General features: G+C 68.3%; 19 protein-coding genes. 13 read left to right on the top strand and 6 right to left on the bottom strand.

The genetic code is table 11. The features are described 5' to 3' along the window. Nucleotides 1–24 precede the first annotated feature (24 nt). Genes KXS11_RS10970 through KXS11_RS10945 form a run of 6 tightly spaced genes read left to right on the top strand, consistent with a single transcriptional unit; the run spans nt 25 to nt 4,399 of the window. Nucleotides 25–888 carry a helix-turn-helix transcriptional regulator gene (locus KXS11_RS10970; protein ID WP_437385618.1) on the top strand — a complete coding sequence of 288 codons (864 nt, stop codon included), beginning with the start codon at nt 25–27 and terminating at the stop codon, nt 886–888. A gap of 20 nt (nt 889–908) precedes the next feature. Continuing rightward, entirely contained in the window at nt 909–1,367 is a 459-nt protein-coding gene (locus KXS11_RS10965) for an FMN-binding protein (protein WP_437385617.1), read from the top strand. A gap of 58 nt (nt 1,368–1,425) precedes the next feature. Further along, a complete protein-coding gene (locus tag KXS11_RS10960; protein WP_437385616.1) occupies nt 1,426–2,310 on the top strand; it encodes an aldo/keto reductase in 885 nt (294 codons plus the stop codon). A 4-nt stretch (nt 2,311–2,314) separates the two neighbouring features. Next, nucleotides 2,315–2,632, top strand: coding sequence for a carboxymuconolactone decarboxylase family protein (locus KXS11_RS10955; RefSeq protein ID WP_437385615.1), 318 nt, complete (start codon nt 2,315–2,317; stop codon nt 2,630–2,632). 31 nt (nt 2,633–2,663) lie between these two features. Then, nucleotides 2,664–3,398, top strand: coding sequence for an SDR family oxidoreductase (locus KXS11_RS10950; RefSeq protein WP_437385614.1), 735 nt, complete (start codon nt 2,664–2,666; stop codon nt 3,396–3,398). Nucleotides 3,399–3,415: 17 nt separating this feature from the next. Further along, complete coding sequence (locus KXS11_RS10945) at nt 3,416–4,399, top strand: aldo/keto reductase (RefSeq protein WP_437385613.1); 984 nt, start codon at nt 3,416–3,418, stop codon at nt 4,397–4,399. 71 nt (nt 4,400–4,470) lie between these two features. On the opposite strand, the gene KXS11_RS10940 is transcribed toward KXS11_RS10945, so the two are convergent. From KXS11_RS10940 to KXS11_RS10925, 4 genes are read right to left on the bottom strand one after another with little or no spacing between them, the layout of a single operon-like run. Continuing rightward, nucleotides 4,471–5,670, bottom strand: coding sequence for a DUF917 domain-containing protein (locus tag KXS11_RS10940; RefSeq protein WP_437385612.1), 1,200 nt, complete (start codon nt 5,668–5,670; stop codon nt 4,471–4,473). Beyond that, nucleotides 5,667–6,770 (bottom strand): DUF917 domain-containing protein, encoded by a 1,104-nt coding sequence (locus KXS11_RS10935; protein WP_437385611.1) that lies wholly within the window; start codon nt 6,768–6,770, stop codon nt 5,667–5,669. The genes KXS11_RS10940 and KXS11_RS10935 overlap by 4 nt, the downstream gene beginning before the upstream one ends. Then, nucleotides 6,767–8,320 carry a hydantoinase/oxoprolinase N-terminal domain-containing protein gene (locus KXS11_RS10930; RefSeq protein WP_437385610.1) on the bottom strand — a complete coding sequence of 518 codons (1,554 nt, stop codon included), beginning with the start codon at nt 8,318–8,320 and terminating at the stop codon, nt 6,767–6,769. Before KXS11_RS10930 ends, KXS11_RS10935 begins: the two co-directional genes overlap by 4 nt. A gap of 54 nt (nt 8,321–8,374) precedes the next feature. After that, complete coding sequence (locus KXS11_RS10925) at nt 8,375–9,727, bottom strand: purine-cytosine permease family protein (protein ID WP_437385609.1); 1,353 nt, start codon at nt 9,725–9,727, stop codon at nt 8,375–8,377. 159 nt (nt 9,728–9,886) lie between these two features. On the opposite strand from KXS11_RS10925, the gene KXS11_RS10920 reads away from it, so the two are divergent. Both KXS11_RS10920 and KXS11_RS10915 read left to right on the top strand, forming a co-directional pair. Further along, nucleotides 9,887–10,651, top strand: a complete 765-nt coding sequence (locus KXS11_RS10920) for an SDR family oxidoreductase (protein ID WP_437385608.1) — start codon at nt 9,887–9,889, stop codon at nt 10,649–10,651. 214 nt (nt 10,652–10,865) lie between these two features. After that, nucleotides 10,866–11,069 (top strand): hypothetical protein, encoded by a 204-nt coding sequence (locus KXS11_RS10915; RefSeq protein ID WP_437385607.1) that lies wholly within the window; start codon nt 10,866–10,868, stop codon nt 11,067–11,069. 73 nt (nt 11,070–11,142) lie between these two features. Here the strand turns inward: KXS11_RS10915 and KXS11_RS10910 are convergent, their stop codons facing one another. Then, nucleotides 11,143–12,051, bottom strand: coding sequence for a cation diffusion facilitator family transporter (locus KXS11_RS10910; protein ID WP_437385606.1), 909 nt, complete (start codon nt 12,049–12,051; stop codon nt 11,143–11,145). Between the two features lie 106 nt (nt 12,052–12,157). Between KXS11_RS10910 and KXS11_RS10905 the strand changes: the two genes are divergently transcribed. Further along, the gene (locus tag KXS11_RS10905) at nt 12,158–13,171 is read left to right on the top strand and encodes a LacI family DNA-binding transcriptional regulator (protein WP_437385605.1); all 1,014 of its coding nucleotides are present in this window, start codon (nt 12,158–12,160) and stop codon (nt 13,169–13,171) included. Here the strand turns inward: KXS11_RS10905 and KXS11_RS10900 are convergent. After that, nucleotides 13,134–14,750 (bottom strand): family 43 glycosylhydrolase, encoded by a 1,617-nt coding sequence (locus tag KXS11_RS10900; protein WP_437385604.1) that lies wholly within the window; start codon nt 14,748–14,750, stop codon nt 13,134–13,136. The two genes, KXS11_RS10905 and KXS11_RS10900, sit on opposite strands and share 38 nt — an antisense overlap. 153 nt (nt 14,751–14,903) lie before the next feature. On the opposite strand from KXS11_RS10900, the gene KXS11_RS10895 reads away from it, so the two are divergent. The 4 genes from KXS11_RS10895 (at nt 14,904) to KXS11_RS10880 (ending at nt 20,228) form a co-directional block, all read left to right on the top strand. Then, a complete protein-coding gene (locus tag KXS11_RS10895; protein WP_437385603.1) occupies nt 14,904–16,262 on the top strand; it encodes an ABC transporter substrate-binding protein in 1,359 nt (452 codons plus the stop codon). A gap of 62 nt (nt 16,263–16,324) precedes the next feature. Further along, the gene (locus KXS11_RS10890; RefSeq protein ID WP_437385602.1) at nt 16,325–17,299 is read left to right on the top strand and encodes a carbohydrate ABC transporter permease; all 975 of its coding nucleotides are present in this window, start codon (nt 16,325–16,327) and stop codon (nt 17,297–17,299) included. After that, the gene (locus tag KXS11_RS10885; RefSeq protein ID WP_437385601.1) at nt 17,296–18,216 is read left to right on the top strand and encodes a carbohydrate ABC transporter permease; all 921 of its coding nucleotides are present in this window, start codon (nt 17,296–17,298) and stop codon (nt 18,214–18,216) included. The genes KXS11_RS10890 and KXS11_RS10885 overlap by 4 nt, the downstream gene beginning before the upstream one ends. Then, on the top strand, nt 18,213–20,228 hold the full coding sequence (locus KXS11_RS10880; protein ID WP_437385600.1) for a beta-galactosidase: 2,016 nt from the start codon (nt 18,213–18,215) through the stop codon (nt 20,226–20,228). The genes KXS11_RS10885 and KXS11_RS10880 overlap by 4 nt, the downstream gene beginning before the upstream one ends. The last annotated feature ends 44 nt before the right edge of the window (nt 20,229–20,272 follow it).

The following is a 20,272-nucleotide window of genomic DNA, read 5'->3' as shown; positions in this document are numbered from 1 at the left end:
AGTCCCGGGCGTAGCGTGGTGGACATGGACACCCGAACCGAGCTGCGCGAGTTCCTCAGCACCCGCCGCGCCAAGATCACGCCCGAGCAGGCGAAGCTGCCCGTGTACGGCGGCAACCGGCGGGTGAAAGGGTTGCGCCGTGAAGAGGTCGCGATGCTCGCCGGCGTCAGCGTGGACTACTACACGAAACTCGAACGTGGCACGATCGGTGCCGTGTCGGAGAGCGTCCTCGATGCGGTGGCCCGGGCCCTGCAGCTCACCCCGGCCGAGCGGAACCACCTCTTCAACCTCACCGGCACCGCCGCGACGATCCGGCCCGACCGACGCCGCCCAGCACCTCGCGTCGTCCGTCCGGCTGTGCAGCGGGTCCTCGATGCCGTCACCGACGCTCCCGCGTTCGTCGCCACCAACAACCGTGACCTGATTGCGACGAACGCGCTCGGACGAGCGGTCTTCTCCCCGCTCTACGACGCGGCGTCACACGGAATTCCGAACACGGCCAGGTTCCTGTTCCTCAGCCCGGCTTCGCGGGAGTTCTTCATTGATTGGCACAAGACCGCTGTCGACACGGTCGCGAACATCCGCACCGAGCTCGGCCGCGATCCGTTCGACACGGGCGTCACGGCTCTGATCGACGACCTGAACCGGGGGAGCGACGAGTTCCGGGCGCTGTGGACGTCGCACGACGTCCGTTACCACGACACCGGGTTCAAAGACGTTCACCATCCCGTCGTCGGGGACCTGCACCTCACCTTCGAAGCGATGGAACTCCCCGCCGACCACGGCCAGATGCTCATTGTCTACGGCGCAGAGCCCGGCTCGGAGACCGCCGATGCCCTCCGCCTCCTGGCCAGCTGGGCAGCCACCGCACCCGCCGCCACCGACTGACACCGGAAGACCACCCGATCATGCCTCACAACCTCCGCACCCGGGCTACTCTCGGCCTCGGCGCATTCACCCTCAGCGCCACGCTTGCCGCCTGCGCCGCGCAGGCGCAGACGCCCGCATCGTCCGCCGTCGACTCCCGGGAACCGTCACCGACAGCAGCCGCAACACCTGCGCCTGACGCTGCCGGTGCGTATGCGGACGGCACGTACAGCGCGACCGGCTGGTACGGATCACTGCCCTCACATCACGACGTCACGTTGACCGTCGACGAAGACATCGTCACCGAGGTGCAGATCACCACCCCCGCCGAGGACGAAGCCTCGCTGGGCTACCAGCAGCGTTTCGCCGAAGCGCTTCCCGGGACGGTCATCGGCCGCAACCTCGACGAGATCGCGGTCGATCGGCTCGCCGGCTCTAGCGGCTGTTCTGAAGGGTTCATGAACGCCCTTGCCCAGATCAAGGAACAAGCGGCGGCCTAGCCTCCACACCCCTCGCTCGCCGAACAACCGGCCGAGCACGACAGAAAGAAGCACCATCATGACCACCGTCCCCGCCCTCACCCTGAACAACGGGGTGCAGCTTCCCGCCATCGGTCTCGGCGTGTTCCAGACCCCGCCGGAGGAGACTACCGCCGCAGTCGAGGCCGCTCTCCGCGCTGGCTACCGCCACATCGACACCGCCGCCGCCTACGGCAACGAGCGCGAGGTCGGGGAGGGCATCCGCCGTTCCGGTGTTCCCCGCGAGGAGGTCTTCATCGAGACGAAGGTGTGGATCAGTGACTACGGCTACGACGCGACACTGCACGCGTTCGAGAAGAGCGCCGCGAAGCTCGGCGTCGACACCATCGACCTGTTCATCCTCCACCAGGCCCTGCCGAGCCGCTTCGACCTCACCATCGACGCGTACAAAGCTCTCGAGCAGCTCCTCGCCGACGGCAAGGTGCGCGCGATCGGCGTCAGCAACTTCATGCCCGACCACCTCGAGCAGCTTCTCGCCGAGACAACGGTCGTACCCGCAGTGAACCAGATCGAGCTGCACCCCTTCTTCCAGCAGAAGGAGCTGCAGGCCGTGAACGACGAGAACGGCATCCTCACCCAGGCGTGGTCGCCCATCGGCGGCATCACCCACTACCGCGACTCCGACAAGAGCGCCCTTGAAGACCCCACCCTCCTCGAAATCGCCGAGGCGCACGGCAAATCCGCCGCGCAGGTGATGCTGCGCTGGGGCATCCAGGAAGGTCGCTCCGTCATCCCGAAGTCAACCAAGGCCACCCGCATCGCGGAGAACTTCGACGTGTTCGACTTCGAGCTGACCGATGAGCAGATCGCCGCCATCGACGGCCTCGACACCGGAGTCCGCGGTGGCCCTGAGCCCGAGGTCATCACCCTGGAATCATTCGGGCGCGACATCCCGGAGGCCTGAGCAGATGACTGGCACCAACCCTCGCGTCGCCCCCGATCGCATTCGCGAACACGCGCCGAAGCTTGCCGACCTCACCGACGACGTTCTCTTCGCCGACGTGTGGGAACGCCCCGAGTTGTCTCCTCGGGATCGGAGTCTGATCACGGTTGCCGCGCTGATGGCCCTCGGTCGGGACGTCCAGCTGAAGGGACACATGGGCAGGGCGCTCCAGAACGGCGTCACACGCGACGAGCTCGCCGAGATCGCCACCCACTTGGCGTTCTACGCAGGTTGGCCCGCGGGCATGACCGCGGTCAACGTTCTCGCAGAGCTGCCCGACTAGCGCTCTGCTCGCTTGCAGAAGATGGAAGCACATGTCGAACACTCAGAACTCGGGCCGCGTCGCGGTCATCACCGGCGCCTCATCCGGCATCGGGGCAGCCACGGCGCGGGCCCTGCACGCCGACGGCTACAAGGTCGCACTTCTGGCGCGGCGCGTCGACCGGATCGAAAGCCTTGCTGACGAACTCGGCGACGGGGCATTGGCGGTCGCCGCCGATGTCACCGACCGCGAACAGATCATCGCGGCGAGCATCCGTGTGCAGGAGGAGCTTGGAGGCGCAGACGTCCTGGTGAACAACGCCGGGATCATGCTGCTGGGCCCATTTCTCTCGGAGCAGCACGCGGACTACCGGGCAATGATCGAGGCGAACCTGCTCGGCGCGATCACCGCGACAGAGGTCTTCCTGGACCAGCTCAAGGACGGCGGCGGCGACATCGTCAACATCTCCTCCGTCGCCGGACGGGTCGCTCGTGCGGGCAACGGTGTGTACGCCGCCACGAAGTGGGGCATGAACGGGTGGTCCGAGTCGCTGCGCCAGGAGCTGCGTCCGGATGTTCGAGTGACGATCATCGAACCAGGAGTGGTCGACACCGAGTTACCCAGCCACATCACTCACGAGGAAACCCGCCGAGCCGTCCAGCAGGGCTACGACCAGGCGACGGTCAAGCCCGAGGAGATCGCAGAGGTCATCGCCTTCGCGCTGTCGAGGCCGCGCCACTTGGCACTCAACGAGATCATGCTGCGCCCAGCCGACCAGGCGCTCTGAAACGAAAGGACCACACGATGCAGACACGCAAACTCGGTGACGGGCTGGAGGTTTCCGCCCTCGGCTTCGGGTGCATGGGGCTCAACCACGGCTACAACCACACGCTCACCCACGGCGAAGCCACCGCCATCATCCGCCGAGCCGTCGACCTCGGGGTGACGTTCTTCGACACCGCACAGGTCTACGGACCGTTCACCAACGAAGAACTCGTCGGCGCAGCGCTCGCCCCCGTGCGGGATCACGTACAGATCGCAACGAAGTTCGGCTTCGACTTCGAGGGCACCCGTGAATCTGGGCTGAACAGCTCCCCGGAGTACATTCGGAAGACCGTCGACGCCTCGCTCCAGCGGCTCGACATCGAGAAGATCGACCTGCTCTACCAGCACCGCGTCGACCCCGACGTGCCGATCGAGGACGTCGCAGGAACAGTGAAAGAACTGATCCAGGCGGGAAAGGTGGCGCACTTCGGCCTCTCTGAGGCCGGTGTTTCCACGATCCGCCGAGCACATGCCGTGCATCCGGTCGCTGCGCTCCAGAGCGAGTACTCGCTCTGGTGGCGGGAGCCCGAGACGAAGATCATGCCGACGCTCGAAGAGCTGGGAATCGGTTTCGTACCGTTCAGTCCCTTGGGCAAGGGGCTACTCACGGGTACGGTCGACATGCAGGCCCGGTTCTCTGAGGGTGACGTCCGAGCCACCCTGCCACGGTACGAGCAAGAGAGCCGCGCCGCGGCCGCCCAGGTGGTCTCGTTGCTCAGTGCGATCGCCAAGGGTCGAGATGCCACACCCGCGCAGGTCGCCCTGGCGTGGTTGCTCGCCCAGCGACCCTGGATTGCACCGATCCCCGGCACGACGAAGATCCATCGGCTCGAAGAGAACACCGGAGCAGCCGCGGTCGCGCTCACAGACGATGAGCTGGCTCAGCTCACCGAAGCTTCGGCTGGCATCGATACGTCAGCGGCTCGCTATCCGGACAAGATGCAGTCTTGGATCGACCGCTGACCCCAGGCCGACCTCCTCACCACAGTGCACCGAAAACGAAGCGCCGTTGTCGGTTCACGGGCGCCCCGCACCTAGGCGCGAACCGCCCCCGCGAGGTCCTCCGGCACGAGTTCGCCCAGCCCCAGCCCGCGCGCGTGCGCGGTCGCTGCGAAGGTCTCGGCTGCGACAGCCGCGGCAGCCTCACCCTCCACGGGCACGAACGGCTCCGACAGCCCGAAGGCGGTCGGACCGAACGCCCGCAGCGCCCCGTCCGTGCGCATCATCGCCGGCGTCGAGATGCCGAGCACCCGCACCCGTTGGCCGTAACGCAGGCCCTCGGTGGTGATCGGCTCGGCGGTCTCGTGGTCGACGATGCAGATGAGGTCGGGCACGATCGCCACAAGCTCGCCGTTCCGCTTGGCGATCAGGTTCTCGTTCTGGAACGTGATCTCCAGACGCTCGGTGCTCGGCTGGTCCACCGACCAGATGACCGCGGTGCCCTTGGCGAACCCGTCGGTCGTCCGTCGCTCGACATCGGTCACCTTCCCGACGAACAGCTCGCGCACGTGCGAATAGAGCGTCGTCGACAGCGTCTCGGCGATGGCGTCGAACGGCGACCGGTGCTCCTCGCGCGCGACGCGGATCGCCCGGCCGAGGGCGAGCGCCATCGAGATCGTGCGCGGCACCGCGGTGCGCTTCACATCGGCACCGCTCATCGCGTACTCGGCGATGTGCGCGACACCGCCGAGTCGGATGGTGATCCCACGCGCCAACCACTCCATCTGGCGGTCGTCGTCGCCCGTGTCGATGATCACGCGCTCGCCGCGTTCCCCAGCCAGGGCGAGGGGCGAACCGTGCACGCCGTACACCGCGAAAGTCTCCATCGACAGCTCGGGGAACGCGCGTCCCATACCGTCGGCATCGACGACCGGGAGGCCGGTCTCTGCGGCGACGACGAGGGGGATCATCGAGTTCACGCCTCCGCATTCGATCGGCATGGTCGCGTCGGCGGTGCGGCCGAGATGTTCCTCCAGGGTGCGGAGCGCGAGCGTCGGCTCGAAGCCGGCGGGGATCTTCTCGATCATCACAGTGGGGGCACCCATCTGAGCGGTCGGGATGACGAACAGGTCGTCGTCGAGCTCGTCGGGGTAGAGGATCGTGATCGAGCGGTCGCCGAGCACCTGCTGCACGAGCATCATGCCGATGTAGGGGTCGCCGCCGCCGCCGGTGCCGAGGAGTGTGGCGCCGCGGGCGAGGTCGGGGAGGTCGGCCGCCGTCAGTTGCCAGCTCACGCCGCCACCTCCGTCCCGACGGGCGACGTGTCGTCGACGGTGCCGTCGAATCGACGCGACGGGACGTCGTAGCCGAAGTACCCCGGGCCGACCATGGCCAGAGCCGCCTCACTGTGCCAGCGCTCGTCGCTCGGTGCGGCGATCACACGGACCCGCTGTCCGTAGCGCAAGCCCTCCGTGGTGATCGGTTCGCCGGAGTCGTGCTCGAGCACCATGATGAGGTCGGGCGTCGTCACGAGCACCGCGCCGTCCACTGCGGCGATGAGGTGTTCGTTCTGGAACGAGAGCTCGAGGCTGCTGTCGACGCCGTCGATGCGGGCGCGACCTCTCGCGAACCCGGTGGTCGTCGCGCGTTCGACGTCGACGACCTTGCCGGCGAACAGTTCCCGCCCACCGAGGAGGCGGACCGTGCGCTCGACCGGGTCGGTCTTCTCGGCGCGAGCCTCCACGATGCCCGCACCGATCTCGCGGCAGAGCGACAGCGAATCGGCGACGAGCGATTCGCGTGCCTGGACGCCGGACATCGGGAAGCCGGAGATCATCACCGAGCAACCCATCTCGACGCAGGCGACGCGGGCGATGCGCTCGGTCCAGCTGTTGTCGACGGTCGTCAGGACGCCGGTGTTGCCCTTCTCGTCACTGAACGCGAGTGGCGAAGCGTCGATGTCGTAGAGCGTCGGCAGCACCATCTGGAGTTCGGGGAAGGCGCGGCCCATGCCGTCGGCGTCGATGAGCGGCAGACCGAGTGCGGCTGCCGCGGCGATCGGGATGGTGGAGTTCACCCCGCCCACCTCCGCACAGGCCACGTGCGTGACCGCGCGGCCGAGCGACGCACTCAGGGCGTGCACGGGAGCCGTGACCTCGGTGAGGCTCGGCAGCTTCTCGACCATGACGGTCGGGGCGCCCATCATCGCGACGGTGAGGACGAGCGCGTCGTCCGGCACCTCGTCGAGCGTGACGACGGTGACGTCGCCGTGCTCACGGAGCGCCTGGGCGGCGAGGAGCGCGCCGATGTAGGGGTCACCACCCCCGCCGGTGCCGAGGACGGCCGCCCCGCGGGCGAGTTCGGGGATGATGTCGGCGGTGATCGTCCAGCTCATCGGAGTCCTCCCATGTCGAGGTCGCCGACCGCCTTCACGCGGATGCGTGTGGCGTTGCCGGGCAGGTAGGGGATGGGGACCTCGTCGAAGTCGACGATCGCGACCGACGACGGCGACGCACCAGCTGCGATGGCCTTGTCGACCGCCTCAGCCCGGACAGCGGCGATGGCTTCCTCTCGACGCCCCGGTTCGATCGCGTAGACCTTGTCGATCTCGCCGCCGACCTGGGCGATGGAGGCGCCGATCGCGTTCGCGACCGCGTAGTTGTCCGGTCGGTGCACGGCGCCGAAGATGGGCAGCTCCTCGGACAGCAGGATCGAACCACCGCCGACCGCGACGACCGGGATGGGTTCGGGCGAGGTGCGCATGCGGTCGACGGCCTCCGCGATCCGCTCGCCGATCCTGGCCAGCACCCGTTCCACGAACACGGGGTCGAGGTGGGCCACCTTCGAGGCGTCCCCGATCGACGCGCGCCCGGCGGCCACGGCGATGTCGGTGGCCGTGAGGGTGGAACCGCCGAACACGAGGGCCTCGGTCATCAACCGGTAGCCGACCGAAGCCGGGCCGACCTCCGCGGTCTCCTCATCGACGATGCTGCCGCCACCGATGCCGATGGACAGCACGTCGGGCATCCGGAAGTTCGTACGGATGCCCGCGACCTTCACCTCGTTCGACGTCTCGCGTGGGAAGCCGTTGATGAGGAGCCCGATGTCGGCCGTGGTGCCGCCGATGTCGACGACCGCGCAGGTGGCGAGTCCGCTGGTGAGCGCGGCCCCCCGCATGGAGTTCGTCGGCCCGGAGGCGAAGGTCGCCACGGGATAGAGGCGCACGTAGTCCTCGTCCATGAGCGTGCCGTCGTTCTGGCTGAGGAAGATGGGCGCCTCGATGCCCTGCTTCCGCACCGCGGCGGTGAGCCCGTCGACGATCTCCGAGGCGAGTTCGCGGAGCGCCGCGTTGATGATCGTCGCGTTCTCCCGCTCCAGCAGGCCGATCCGTCCGACCTCGTGGGAGAGCGAGATCGCGACGTCCGGTCCGAGGACCTCGCCGACGATGCGCGCAGCCTCCACCTCGAGGTCGTGGTTGACCGGGCTGAACACGGACGAGATCGCGACCGAGCGGATACCGTTCGCCCGCATGTCCTCGGCGTGGGCACGCAGCTCCTCGGGGTCGATCGGGGAGATCGGCCGGCCGTCGAACTCGTAGCCGCCGTGCGCCAGATAGCTCCTCGCGCTGATCGCCTCGATGAGCTCCGCCGGCCAGTCGACGAGTGGCGGGAGCGCCCGCGTCGCCGGAAGCCCCAGTCGCAGGGCTGCCGTCGGCGCGAGCCGCTTCGCCTGCACGAGTGCGTTGATGAAGTGCGTCGTGCCGATCATGACGGCGGTGATCTGCTCGCCGTCGAAGTGGTGGCCGCTGCGCAGCTCGCCGATCGCCTGGACGATCCCGTCCGTCACGTCAGGGGTGGTCGCGTGTTTCACGGCGGCGAGGGTGCTGGTGCCGTCCATGAGCACGGCGTCGGTGTTGGTGCCGCCGACATCGATACCGATGTGCATAAGGGGGTTCGCTTTCTGTTGGAGCGGTGGAGAGGTGCGCGATGGTGCGGTCGGTCAGCTGGTCGCGTTGGCAGGGGTGTCGAGGGCCGGTTCGGCATCCGGCTGGGTGGTGTGCGCCGTGCCGACGCCGCGGACCCAGCCGAGCTTGCCGGCGATCACGTAGAGCACCATCGAGAGGATGAGCGAGAGCACCGCCGGGATGCCCCAGGTGACGAAGTAGCCGGTGATCGCGGAGACGGCCCAGATGATGATGGTCGCCGGCACGATGCGCGGAGCCGAGACGGGCAGTCGGCCCGACTCGCGGGTGGCGTCGAGCTCGCCGCGCCAGCGCTTCACGATGAAGTACTCGGCGACCATGATGCCCGCGATGGGTGGGAACGCGACGCCCAGGATGATGAGGAAACCGGAGAACTGCCCGAGGATGCCGACGGCGGCGAGGATCGAGCCGACGACGCCGAGGACGATCGTGGTGGTGACGCGGTTGAGGTTCTTGCCGAGGGCGGTCGAGATGAAGTTCACGAGCCCGAGCGTCGAGGAGTACAGGTTCCAGTCGTTGATCTTGAGGGTCCCGGTGATCACGATGATGAGGCCGACGAGGCCGACCGAGGAGGTGACGATCGCGACGACGTTGCCGGAGGCTGCCGCGTGGGCGAGGAGCACACCGGAGAGGCCGATGACGAACTCGCCGAGCGAGACGCCGACGACGGTCTGCTTGATGACGTCGGCCCGTGAGCGGTTGAAGCGGGTCATGTCGGCGGTGATGATCGCGCCGACGATGAGGCCGCCGGCGACGATCCCGGTGCCCGCCCAGACGCTCATGGTGGGACCGGGAGCGGGGCCCGTGACGAGCTCCATGAAGTCGTGCTGGGTGAGCTCGCTGATGATCGACCATCCGACGAGGATGAGGAACAGCGGCACGGTGACGTTCGCGAGCCACTGCATGCCCTTGAAGCCGTAGGCGACGATCGCGGTGACGGCGAGGCCGAAGATGAGGCTCCACGCCCAGACCGGCAGGACGCCCGGCAGCAGGGCGTCGAGGGACTCTGCGGAGATCGCGCTCTGGATGCCGAACCAGCCGATGAGGCTGATGCCGATCGCGAGGCCGACGAGTGAGGCGCCGACTTCGCCGAAGCCGGTCCAGCGGGCGAGGAGGGCGGTGTTGAGGCCCTCCTTCTGACCGATGATGCCGACGATGCACATGATCACCTCGAGGATGATCGAGCCGAGGAGGAGGGCGAGGAAGGCCTCGCCGAAGGTCATGCTGTAACCGAGGGTGGCGCCGAGGAGGAACTGGGACAGTGCTGATACCTGACCGAAGCGCTGGACGGCGATGCCGAACCAGGGTTTCTGCGCGTCGGGACGGACGCGGGACAGGGCGAAGTCGTCTGCGTGTGCCATGCGAGCCATGCTGGTCTCCAGAGGTGGGGGATGAGGCGGGAGAGGTGCGGGTTGCGGCAACCCTACGCAGGCGGCGAAAGGGACTGAATGTGCAAGATGCAGTAATCGGGCGTAACAATCAGCACTCTGCACAATCCCGTGCGCGCGCGCTGTCGTCACACTGAGGGCATGACGAACGAAGAACCGCAGGCCACGACCACCGCCCACCCCTTCCACGAGTCGCTGCATGGCCGCACGGTCGTGCTCATCGGCGGTGGTTCGGGCATCGGTCTGGCTGTGGCGCGACGATCGATCGCGCTCGGCGCTGCGGTCGTGCTCGGTGGTCGCACTCCGGAGCGCCTCAGCGCGGCCGCCGCTGAGCTGGGGGAGCGGGCCACGTGGGCGGTCGTCGACACCGGCGACGAGGCGTCGGTCGCGGCGTTCTTCGACGGTGTGCCCGTGGTGGACGGCATCTTCACGACCGCCGCGGACTACACGGTGGGGTCGATGCGCGACCTCGATCCGGTGGCCGCCGCTTCGCCGTTCGAATCGAAGTTCTGGGGTCAGTACCGCGTGGTGCGGGCGGCGCTCGACCGGCTGTCCGCTGATGCGTCGATCGTGCTGATGTCGGGTGCGGCAAGTGTGCGGCCGCCGGCGGCAGCGCCTGCCTACGTCGCGGCGAACGCGGCCATCGAGGGTTTGGCGCGAGGGCTGGCGGTGGAGCTCGCGCCGGTGCGGGTGAACGCCGTCTCGCCGGGCACGATCGACGGCAACCTCTGGGCGAACCGCGACGAAGCGTCGCGCACGGCGGCGTTCGCGCAGTTCACCGCCGACACGCTCCTCCACCGTCCCGGCACCGAGGACGAGATCGCCGGTGCCGTCGTGCACCTGCTCACGAACGGCTACACCACCGGCTCGACCCTCTACGTCGACGGCGGCTACTCGCTTCGCTGAGTGGCGGGGTTGCCGACCGCGCCCGGTCCCTCAGCTTGTCGAAAGACGCTCTGATCGGAGGCGATGTCTGCTCGGCGGGATCGCCCGGTTCGGCGGCGCCGACTCCGCGGCGCATCATGCGTGATCGCTGAGGGAAACGCAAGATGTCTGTTCAGCGACATCGATCATCTGTACGGTGGGAAGACTTGTGTGTTCACCCAACAGAACGGATCCCATGATTCAGGCCGAGCGCGAACGACCACTCCTGCGTAAGGGGAGCGAGGCGAGCTTCGTCCGCTGGGCGTTCGACGGCCGATCATGGTGCGCCGACCTCGTGAGTGGTCAGTACCGCGGCGCCACCAAGACCGGTTGGATCGTCGAGACCGACGAGGAGCAGCGCGAGCTCTCCAACCAGGAATGGGCCCCCTGCATGGCGTGACCCCTCACTGAGTCGCCCGAAACGGTTCGGAAATCGGCGGATTTCGCGCGTTTTCGGGCGACTCAGCGTGAGATCACGGCGTCAGGGACGGTTCGTCGCTCACCGAGAGGGTGAGCACGGCCTTGCCGATGAGCTCGTCTTGCTCGAGGTCTCGCTCCAGACGGCGCAGCTGACGGGCGACGTCGTTCTCGGTGTCGTCACCGACGAGGTCGACGGCGGCCACGAGGAAGAGTGAGCTCGGCCCGCTGAACTCGAGGTACAGGGCCGTGACCCGCTCGATCTCCGAGTGCGCGAGCAACGCGCGGATCGTCCGGGTCCGGTACTGGGCGCTCGGCCCGGCCCCCAGCAGGTACCGGCGGTTGCGGCTGATGAGTAGCAAGGCAACGCCCGCGAGCAGGATGCCGATCGCGATGGAGCCGATCGCGTCCCACGCCGGATCGCCGGTCGCCTGGTGGAGTCCGATCCCGGCACCCGCGATGACGAGGCCGAGGAGCGCAGCGGTGTCCTCGAAGAACACCGAGCGGAGTGTCGTGTCGGACCCGTTGACGACGTAGTCGAAGAACCCGCGCCCGTACTTCCTCGCCGCACGGCGCCCCTGGAGGATCGATTGGGTGAGTGAGAAGCCCTCCAGGACGAACGCGACGGCGAGCACGAGGTAGTTGAGTGCATAGTTCTCGACGGCCTCAGGTGCCGCGAGGCTCTGGATGCCGTGCTGGATCGACACCACCGCACCGACGGTGAAGATCCCGAACGCGGCGAACAGGGAGAAGATGTACGCGTCGCGCCCGTACCCGAGCGGATGGGCGTCGTCTCGATCCTTCACCGCCCGTCGATCGGCGATCAGGAGGAAGATCTCGTTCCCGGCGTCGGCCCACGAGTGCGCAGCCTCCGCCAGCATCGACGCCGAACCGGTGAGGGCGGCCACGATCGACTTGGCGATGGCGACGACGATGTTGGCGAGGAACGCGATGACGACGGTCATGCGCCAACGCTACGCGCTGCTGAGACCGTTGCATCCGTGAGCCGCGCCCGTATGGGAGGATTCGACTGCGCGAGCTGTTCGCGCGGTCGAACCACTGGAGTGTCGCGTGTCCCGTCCGCCTGGCATGGTCGACGTCGCCCGACTGGCCGGCGTCTCCCACGTGACCGTCTCGCGCGTGCTCAACAACCGCGAGCTCGTCAAACCGGAGACGCGCAAGCGCGTGGAGGACGCGATCGCGGAACTCGGCTACCGACGCAACGAGATCGCCCGGGAGCTCAAGAGCCGGAAGTCCTCGACCATCGGCGTCGTGCTCGCCGGCGCGCAGCTGTTCGAGCTGCCGCACACACTCTTCGGCGTGGAGACCACCGCCCGCGAGGCCGGGTACGGACTCAACCTCGCGAGCTGGCAGGGCATCGGCGGTGACCCGCTCGCCGAGACCATCGAGCGGCTCGGTGACCGCGCCGTTGAAGGCGTGCTGCTGATCGCCGACCGACCGGTCGTCGTCGACCAACTGGCGGCGCTCCGCCCGCGCGTGCCCACCACGGCGATGCTCTCCGGCCAGGTGGAGGGCACCGAGGGCTTGGGGTACATCGAGTACGACCACGTCCACGGCGCGCGTGCTGCCGTCAGGCACCTGCTCGACCTCGGCCACCGCACCGTCGCGCACATCACCGGTAACCTGGCGACCTTCGACGCCAACGCGCGCCTCCAGGGATGGCAGGAGGAACTGCGAGCCCACGGCATCACCGGCGGCGAGCGCTACGAGGGCGACTTCCAAGCCACCAGCGGATACCGCTGGGGCTCCTTCCTCGCGACACGACCTGAGGGTCCGCCCACGGCGGTGTTCGCCGCGAACGACCAGATCGCCATGGGTGTGCTCGCCGCGTTCGCGCAGCACCGGATCCGGGTGCCGGAGGACGTCTCCCTCGTCGGCTACGACGACCAGGCGGGTGTGGAGTTCACCGTGCCGGCGCTGACGACCGTGCGTCAGGACTTCACCACTCTCGGGGCCGAGGCGATCCGGATCGTGCTCGACCGTATCGGCGGCGCCGCGCCCGGGATCACGCGGCTCCTCCCGGAGCTCATGGTGCGACGGAGTACCGCAGCTCCCCGTCGCTGACCGCCGCGTCGTCGTCGTCGCAGCTGCGCTCCACGCCGCGATAGTCGAACTGCTCGAGAACGGCTGCTCCGGCCGACCCCCGACCCTCCACGTACGGTCCGAGGACGACGCCGACGAATCCGCCCCCGGACTCGGTGCTGAGGAGCCTCGTGTCGATCGCGATGCCCGGGTCGGCTCGTGTGCCGGCGTCCAGGTCGGTCTCCACCGCGATGCGGTAGGCGCGCTCGTCGGCATCGACGACGAGGCGTACCCAGGACGCGCCCTGGGGTACCGGTTCGGCACCGAGCACGCGGTTCTCACCGTCGGCGCGCAGGGTGACGCGCACCTGGAAGTCGCCCGTGGTGCGCTGCTCGAGGAGGGCGCTGACGAAGCGGTGCTCGCTCTGCACGACGGCGATCCCTGCAGCGGCATCGACGAGTCCGTCAGGCCGGAGGGTCACGGCGGCGCTGAACCGGTGGTGCTGCTGCCGACGACCGAGGAACGCCGGGGTCCCGTCGACGGCACCGAGCTCACTCGAGCTCCGGAGCCGGAGTCCGGCGCCCGAGCGGGCTCGGGTCGCGGCGCGTTCGCCGAGCGGCCCGCGCAGCGAGAGCCAGTCCGCTGCCAGCGAATCCCCGTCGAATCGATCCGTGTGCAGGGTGCCGGGCGAGGTCGGCCCGCTGCCGGGGATCTCGACCCGATCCGGCACCTGACCGTCCCCGGGCGCGAGCACCAACCCCTGCATGTCCCAGACGGCGGGCACGAGGAACGTCTCACGACCGAGCACATGGTGCCCGTGCACGGGTCTGGTGCCGAGTACGAGCGCCCAGGTCTCCCCGCTCGGCGTGTCGACGAGGTCCGCGTGGCCGACGTTCTGGATCGGGTGCGCCGCACCGAGGTGTCGATGCGTGAGGAGGGGATTGCGTGGATCGGATCGGTAGGGTCCCTCGATGTGTTCCGAGACGGCTGCGGTCACGGCGTGGTTGCGCTCAGTGCCGCCCTCCGCGCCGAGGAGCAGGTAGCCGTTGCCCGACCGATAGAGGTGCGGCGCCTCGACCCAGGTGTCTCGCGCGAATCCGCGCCAGATCACGGTGACGTCGCCGACGAGCCGTCGACTGCGCGGGTCGAACTCCTGCAGGGTGATCTCCGCTGGCCCGAGCTCCGGGTTCTCCGCGTCGCGCGAGAGGGTGAGCCAGGCCCGCCCGTCGTCGTCGAAGAGGAGCGACGGGTCGATGCCCGTCGCATCGAGGTCGATCGGGTCGCTCCAATCGCCGGCCGGGTCCGTCGTGGTGAAGAGCAGTGTCCGCTCGCCGGTGCGCTGCTTCGCGATGGTGACGACGAGGAAGAACTCGCCGTCATGGAACCGGATCGTCGGCGCCCACACGCCGTCGGAGAGGTCTGCATCGTGGAGGTCGAGCTGCTCCACCCGGTCGACGACGTGCCCGATCGGCGTCCAGTGGGCGAGATCGGTCGATCGGAACACGGGGATGGCGGGCCAGTACCCGAACGAGGAGACCACGAGGAAGTACTCGTCGCCGTGGCGGCAGAGCGATGGGTCCGGGTGGAGGCCCGGGAGGACCGGATTGCGGACGAGGGTCATGGAACTCCCAGTTTGTTGGCTCAGACAACTTTTCACTTGACGAAATGACAACGTTAACATCATCATGGAGAACGCACCGATGGAGCACAAGCCAGGGCGCCGGTTCCGACCCGGTCGCCACACGGCCCCGAAACACGTCGAAGGAGATGTGACATGACTGCACCACGAATCACCACACGCACCGGGGCTCGCGCCAGACGGGCGATGAGGAACCGACACGCGATCATCGGGGGAGTGCTGGGAAGCGCCCTCCTCGTCGGCGCCCTCACCGGCTGCTCGGCCGATTCCGGCAGCGGCGACGGAGACGTCACGCTCAACTTCTGGACCTGGTCGCTGAAGGGTGGCGAGGAGCGGGCCGAGGCGATCATCGACACCTACGAGGCGGCGAACCCGGGCGTCACCATCAAGCTCTCCGAGGTCGGCGGGACCGCCGACACCTCCTCCAAACTCCTCGCCGCCGACCGCGCGAACGAGGTCCCCGACGTCGTCCAGGTCGAGTACCGGGCGCTGCCGTCGCTCGTCGTCGCGGGCGTCGTCAAAGACATCACCGAGGGTGTGGAACCCGTGAAGGACGCCTTCGCCGACAACGTCTGGGATCTGACGACCGTCGGCGGGGAGATCTACGGCCTGCCCCAGGACATCGGACCGATGATGCTCACGTACCGGACGGATCGGTTCGCGGAGCTCGGCGTCGCCGTCCCGACCACCTGGGAGGAGTACGCCACTGCGGCCGAGCAGATCCGTGCCGCCGACCCGACCGCGTACATCGCCTCGTTCGCCCCCACCGAGTTCGCCTTCTTCGCCAGCCAGGCCGCTCAAGCGGGTGCCAGCTGGTGGGAGTCGGACGGTGAGGCGTGGAGCGTCGGCATCGACGACGCCGCCTCGATCGAGGTAGCCGACTACTGGCAGGACCTCGTCGACCGCGACCTGGTCAAGGTCGAGCCGCTCCTCACCCCGGAGTGGAACGCGCAGGTGAACGACGGCAAGATCCTCAGCTGGGCGGCCGCATCCTGGGCGCCGAGCGTGATCTACGCCGTCGCACCGGACACCGCGGGCAAGTGGGCCGGGGCGCCGCTGCCGCAGTGGAGCGCCGGCGACCCGTCCGTTCCGTTCCTCGGCGGTTCGACCTACCTGATTCCGGAGAAGTCGAAGCACGCCGAGGCGGCCACGAAGTTCGCGTCCTGGCTGGCCGGTTCCGACGAGGGCTCGAAGCTGCTCCTCGGCCTCGACCTCTACCCGGGAGCCACCGCTGGTCGTGAGGCGACGAAGTCGGCCGAACCGCCGCTCCTCATGCCGGAGCAGACCGACTTCTACGAGCTGACCGACCAGATCATCTCGGATTCGACCATCCCACTCACCTGGGGACCGAACGTCAACGTCGCGCAGACGACGCTCGGAGACGCCCTGCAGCAGGCCGCGCTCGACGGCACCCCGTTCTCCGAGGCCTTCACCACGGCGCAGCAGGCCATCATCGACGATCTCGAGAAGTCGGGCTACACGGTCACGAAGTGACGAACGGCGGTGGGGTCGTCACGGCCCCACCGCTCCCGCACGACTCCAGAACAGGACGGATCATGTCACCAACCCCCACCGCGACCGCGCCGCGCAGCGGAGCCCCGGCCGTCGCACCGCAGCCGACCGGCCCCCGCCGGAAACGGCGGCCCACCCGCGCACCCTGGATGTTCCTGGCGCCGGCGATCGTCTTCTTCGTCGCGTTCATGGTCATCCCCATCGGATACGCCGTCTACCTCAGCTTCCGCGGCCAGCGGGTGGAGGGCGGTGGCGCCTTCGGCCGTCGCGTCGAGACGTTCATCGGCTTCGAGAACTACGTCGCTGCGCTCACGGACACCGAGTTCGTCGCCGGCCTCGGCCGGGCGCTCACCTACGGTGCGATCGCCGTCCCGAGCGTTCTCGGTCTCGCCCTGCTGTTCTCGCTGCTGCTCGACACTCCGAAGGCCCGGTTCACGGCCTTCTCCCGCACGGCGATCTTCATCCCCTATGCGGTTCCCGGTGTGATCGCGAGCCTGCTCTGGGGCTTCCTCTACCTGCCGAGCACGAGCCCGATCTCGTCGATCGCGCGCTCCCTCGGGCAGGACTCGCTCGACTTCTTCAGCTATCCCGTCCTGTACTTCTCGCTCGCGAACATCGCGCTGTGGTCGGGCGTCGGCTTCAACATGATCATCATCTACACCTCGCTCCGCGCCATCCCGACGGAGATCTACGAGGCGGCGCGGATCGACGGTGCGAGTGAGCTGCAGATCGCGCTCCGCATCAAGATCCCGCTCGTCGCGCCGGCACTGGTCCTGACGAGCCTGTTCTCGGTCATCGGCACGCTGCAGCTCTACAGCGAACCGGCCACACTCCGGCCGATGACCTCCACGATCTCCTCGACCTGGGTGCCGCTGATGAAGATCTATCAAGACGCCTTCATGAACGACAACCTCGGTGCAGCAGCGGCTGCCTCCGTCGTGCTGGCGCTCGGCATCCTCGGATTCTCGCTCGCAGTCCTCACCTTCTTCAACCGTCGCACCTTCGGAGGCCGATCATGACGACCACACTGATGCCGGCGGATCGCCGAGAGGCCCCTCTGGCGACACCGGATCCCAGACGTCGGAGAGGAAGTGCGGGCCGCCGAGGGACGGCGGGTTCGCGTGTCGCCACCATCGTCCTGCTCCTCGGAGCGGTCTACTGCCTCGTCCCGGTCGCCTGGGTGATCATCGCGTCGTCGAAGTCGCCGCGCGAACTGTTCTCCACCTTCTCCTTCGCTCCGGGCACGGCGTTCCTCGACAACCTCGCCGACCTCAACGCCTACAGCGACGGACAGTTCTGGCAGTGGTGCCTGAACAGCGTCCTCTACGCCGGTGTCGGAGCGGTCCTCTCGACGATCGTGTCGGCGATGGCCGGCTACGCGCTCGCCAAGTTCCGTTTCCGTGGTCGGGACACCCTGTTCGGCATCCTGCTGGCGGGCGTGCTCGTCCCAGGCATCGTGCTCGCCGTGCCGCAGTACCTGCTGCTCGCCTGGGTGGGACTCGCCGGGACCTACTGGTCGGTGCTGCTGCCGGTCATCATCAACCCCTTCGGCATCTTCCTGTGCCGGGTCTTCGCGACGGCGGCGGTGCCCGACGAGACGATCGAGGCCGCCCGCATCGACGGTGCGAGCGAAGTGCGCATCTTCGTCTCGATGGTGATGCCGATGATGATCCAGGGGCTCGTCACCGTGTTCGTCCTGCAGTTCGTCGGCATCTGGAACAATTTCCTGCTGCCGTTCATCATGCTGTCCGACCAGGACAAGTACCCGCTGACCCTCGGCCTCTACACCTTCCTCTCGAAGGGGTCCGGCGACACCGACCTGTACGCCCTCGTCATCATCGGATCGGCGGTGTCGGTCGTGCCGCTGATCCTCGTGTTCCTCTGGTTGCAGCGCTACTGGCGCACCGACCTCCTGGCCGGCGGGCTCAAGGGATGAGCGGCGCAGGACAAGCGCTCGGCGCATGGCCCACCGACGGCATCTCCTACGGCGGCGACTACAACCCGGAGCAGTGGGACTGGGACGTCATCCTCGAGGACATGCGGCTCATGCGGAGGGCGGGCGTCGACCTCGTCACCCTGGGCGTGTTCTCCTGGGTCGTGCACGAACCCCGCGACGGAGAGTTCGACTTCTCCTGGCTCGACCGCATGCTCGACCTGCTGCACGAGCACGGGATCTCGGTCGACCTCGCGACGCCGACCGCGGCTCCGCCCATGTGGCTGCAGCACGCCCACCCGGAGATCCTGCCGGAGGACGAGTGGGGCAGGCGCCGGGCGCCCGGCGGTCGACTCGGGTGGTGCGCGTCGTCGCCGGTGTTCCGGGAGGTCGCGCTCCGCATCGTCGAGCGCCTGGCCGAGCACGTCGCCGGGCACCCGGCCGTCCGACTGTGGCACGTGAGCAACGAGCTCGGCGGCGGGAACGGTCGCTGCCACTGCGCCGAGTCCACGCGCAGCTTCCAGGAGTGGGTCGAGGCCCGCTACGGCACTGTGGAGGCCGTGAACGAGGCGTGGGGCATGGCGTTCTGGGGGAACAGCTTCTCGGCCTTCGAGGAGATCCAGACGCCGCGGGGCGGCACGAATCACAACCCGGGACAGCAACTCGACTACGAGCGGTTCTCCTCGGACGAGCTGCTCGGGCACTACCGTGCGGAGCGCGCGATCCTGAAGAAGTGGACGCCCGAGGTTCCGGTGACCACGAACTTCATGGTGGGGCTCGGCCCAGACGTCGTCGACTACGCGCGGTGGGCGCCGGAGATGGACGTCGTCGGCAACGACCATTACACCTTCGGTCCCGACCCACGCCGGCACCAGGAGCTCGCATTCAGTGGTGACCGCATGCGCGGGATCTCCGGCGGCGGCCCGTGGATGCTCATGGAGCACGCCACCGGTGCGTCCAGCTGGCACGCCATCAACCAGCCGAAACTGCCGGGGGAGATGATCCGCCATGCCGTCGGGCACGTGGCTCGCGGTTCGGACAGCGTGATGTTCTTCCAGTGGCGGGCGTCACGCGCCGGGATCGAGCAGTTCCACTCGGCGATGCTCCCGCACGCGGGCGCGGAGACGAGGGTCTTCGAGGACGTCGTCCGGCTCGGCGGCATCGTCGAACGGCTGCGAGAGGTTCGCGGGAGCCGGGTGGTCGGGGCGCGGGTCGCGCTGCTGCACGACAACGAGGCCGGTTGGGCGCTGCGGAGTGGACTCAAGCCCAACAACCGCATCGGTTACGCGGACACGGCGCGTGCGATCCACGACGCCCTGTTCGACCGGGCGGTGACCGTCGACGTCGTCCCGCCGTGGACGACGCTCGACGCGTACGCGGTGGTCGTGGTTCCCGGCCTGTTCCTCGTCTCGGACGAGCACGCCGCAGCGGTCGCCGACTACGTCGCCGGGGGTGGCACCGTGCTCGTCACCTGGTTCTCCGGGATCGTCGACGGGACCAACACGGTCCGCCTCGGCGGCTACCCGGGAGCGTTCCGTGACCTGCTCGGAGCGAGCAGCGAGCAGATCCATCCGCTGACCGACGACGAGACGGTGCTCCTCGACGCCGGATGGTCGGCGAAGCGGTGGACGGAGCTCGTCCGCGTCGACGACGCCCAGGTGGTCGCAAGCTACGCGACCGGTCCGAACGCCGGTCATCCGGCGGTCACCCGCCGATCCGTGGGCCGAGGGACCGCCTGGTACCTGTCGACGGAACTGGAACCCGACGGACTCGGTGCACTCCTGGAGCGCATCCTCGAGGAGACGGGCGTCGCGGCCGTGACACATGCCTCATCCGGCGTCGAAGCCGTGCGCCGTGGTGGTGACGGGCAGTCCTTCCTCTTCCTCATCAACCACACGGATGCCGAGGCGTGGGCGGAGGCGACCGGCGAGGACCTCCTCACCGGCACCGTCCACCGTGGACGGGTCGACCTCGCCGCAGGTGCTGTCGCCGTCATCCGGGAGGAGCCGCGGTAGTGCTCACCGTGGGGTGGGGCCCGCAACCCTGAGTGGGGATCCAC

Source organism: Plantibacter flavus, from assembly GCF_051487245.1.
Classification (GTDB): Bacteria; Actinomycetota; Actinomycetes; order Actinomycetales; family Microbacteriaceae; genus Plantibacter; species Plantibacter flavus_B.
The sequence above is the reverse complement of the archived record's forward strand: the minus strand, read 5'-3'. Positions and strand labels throughout refer to the sequence as shown.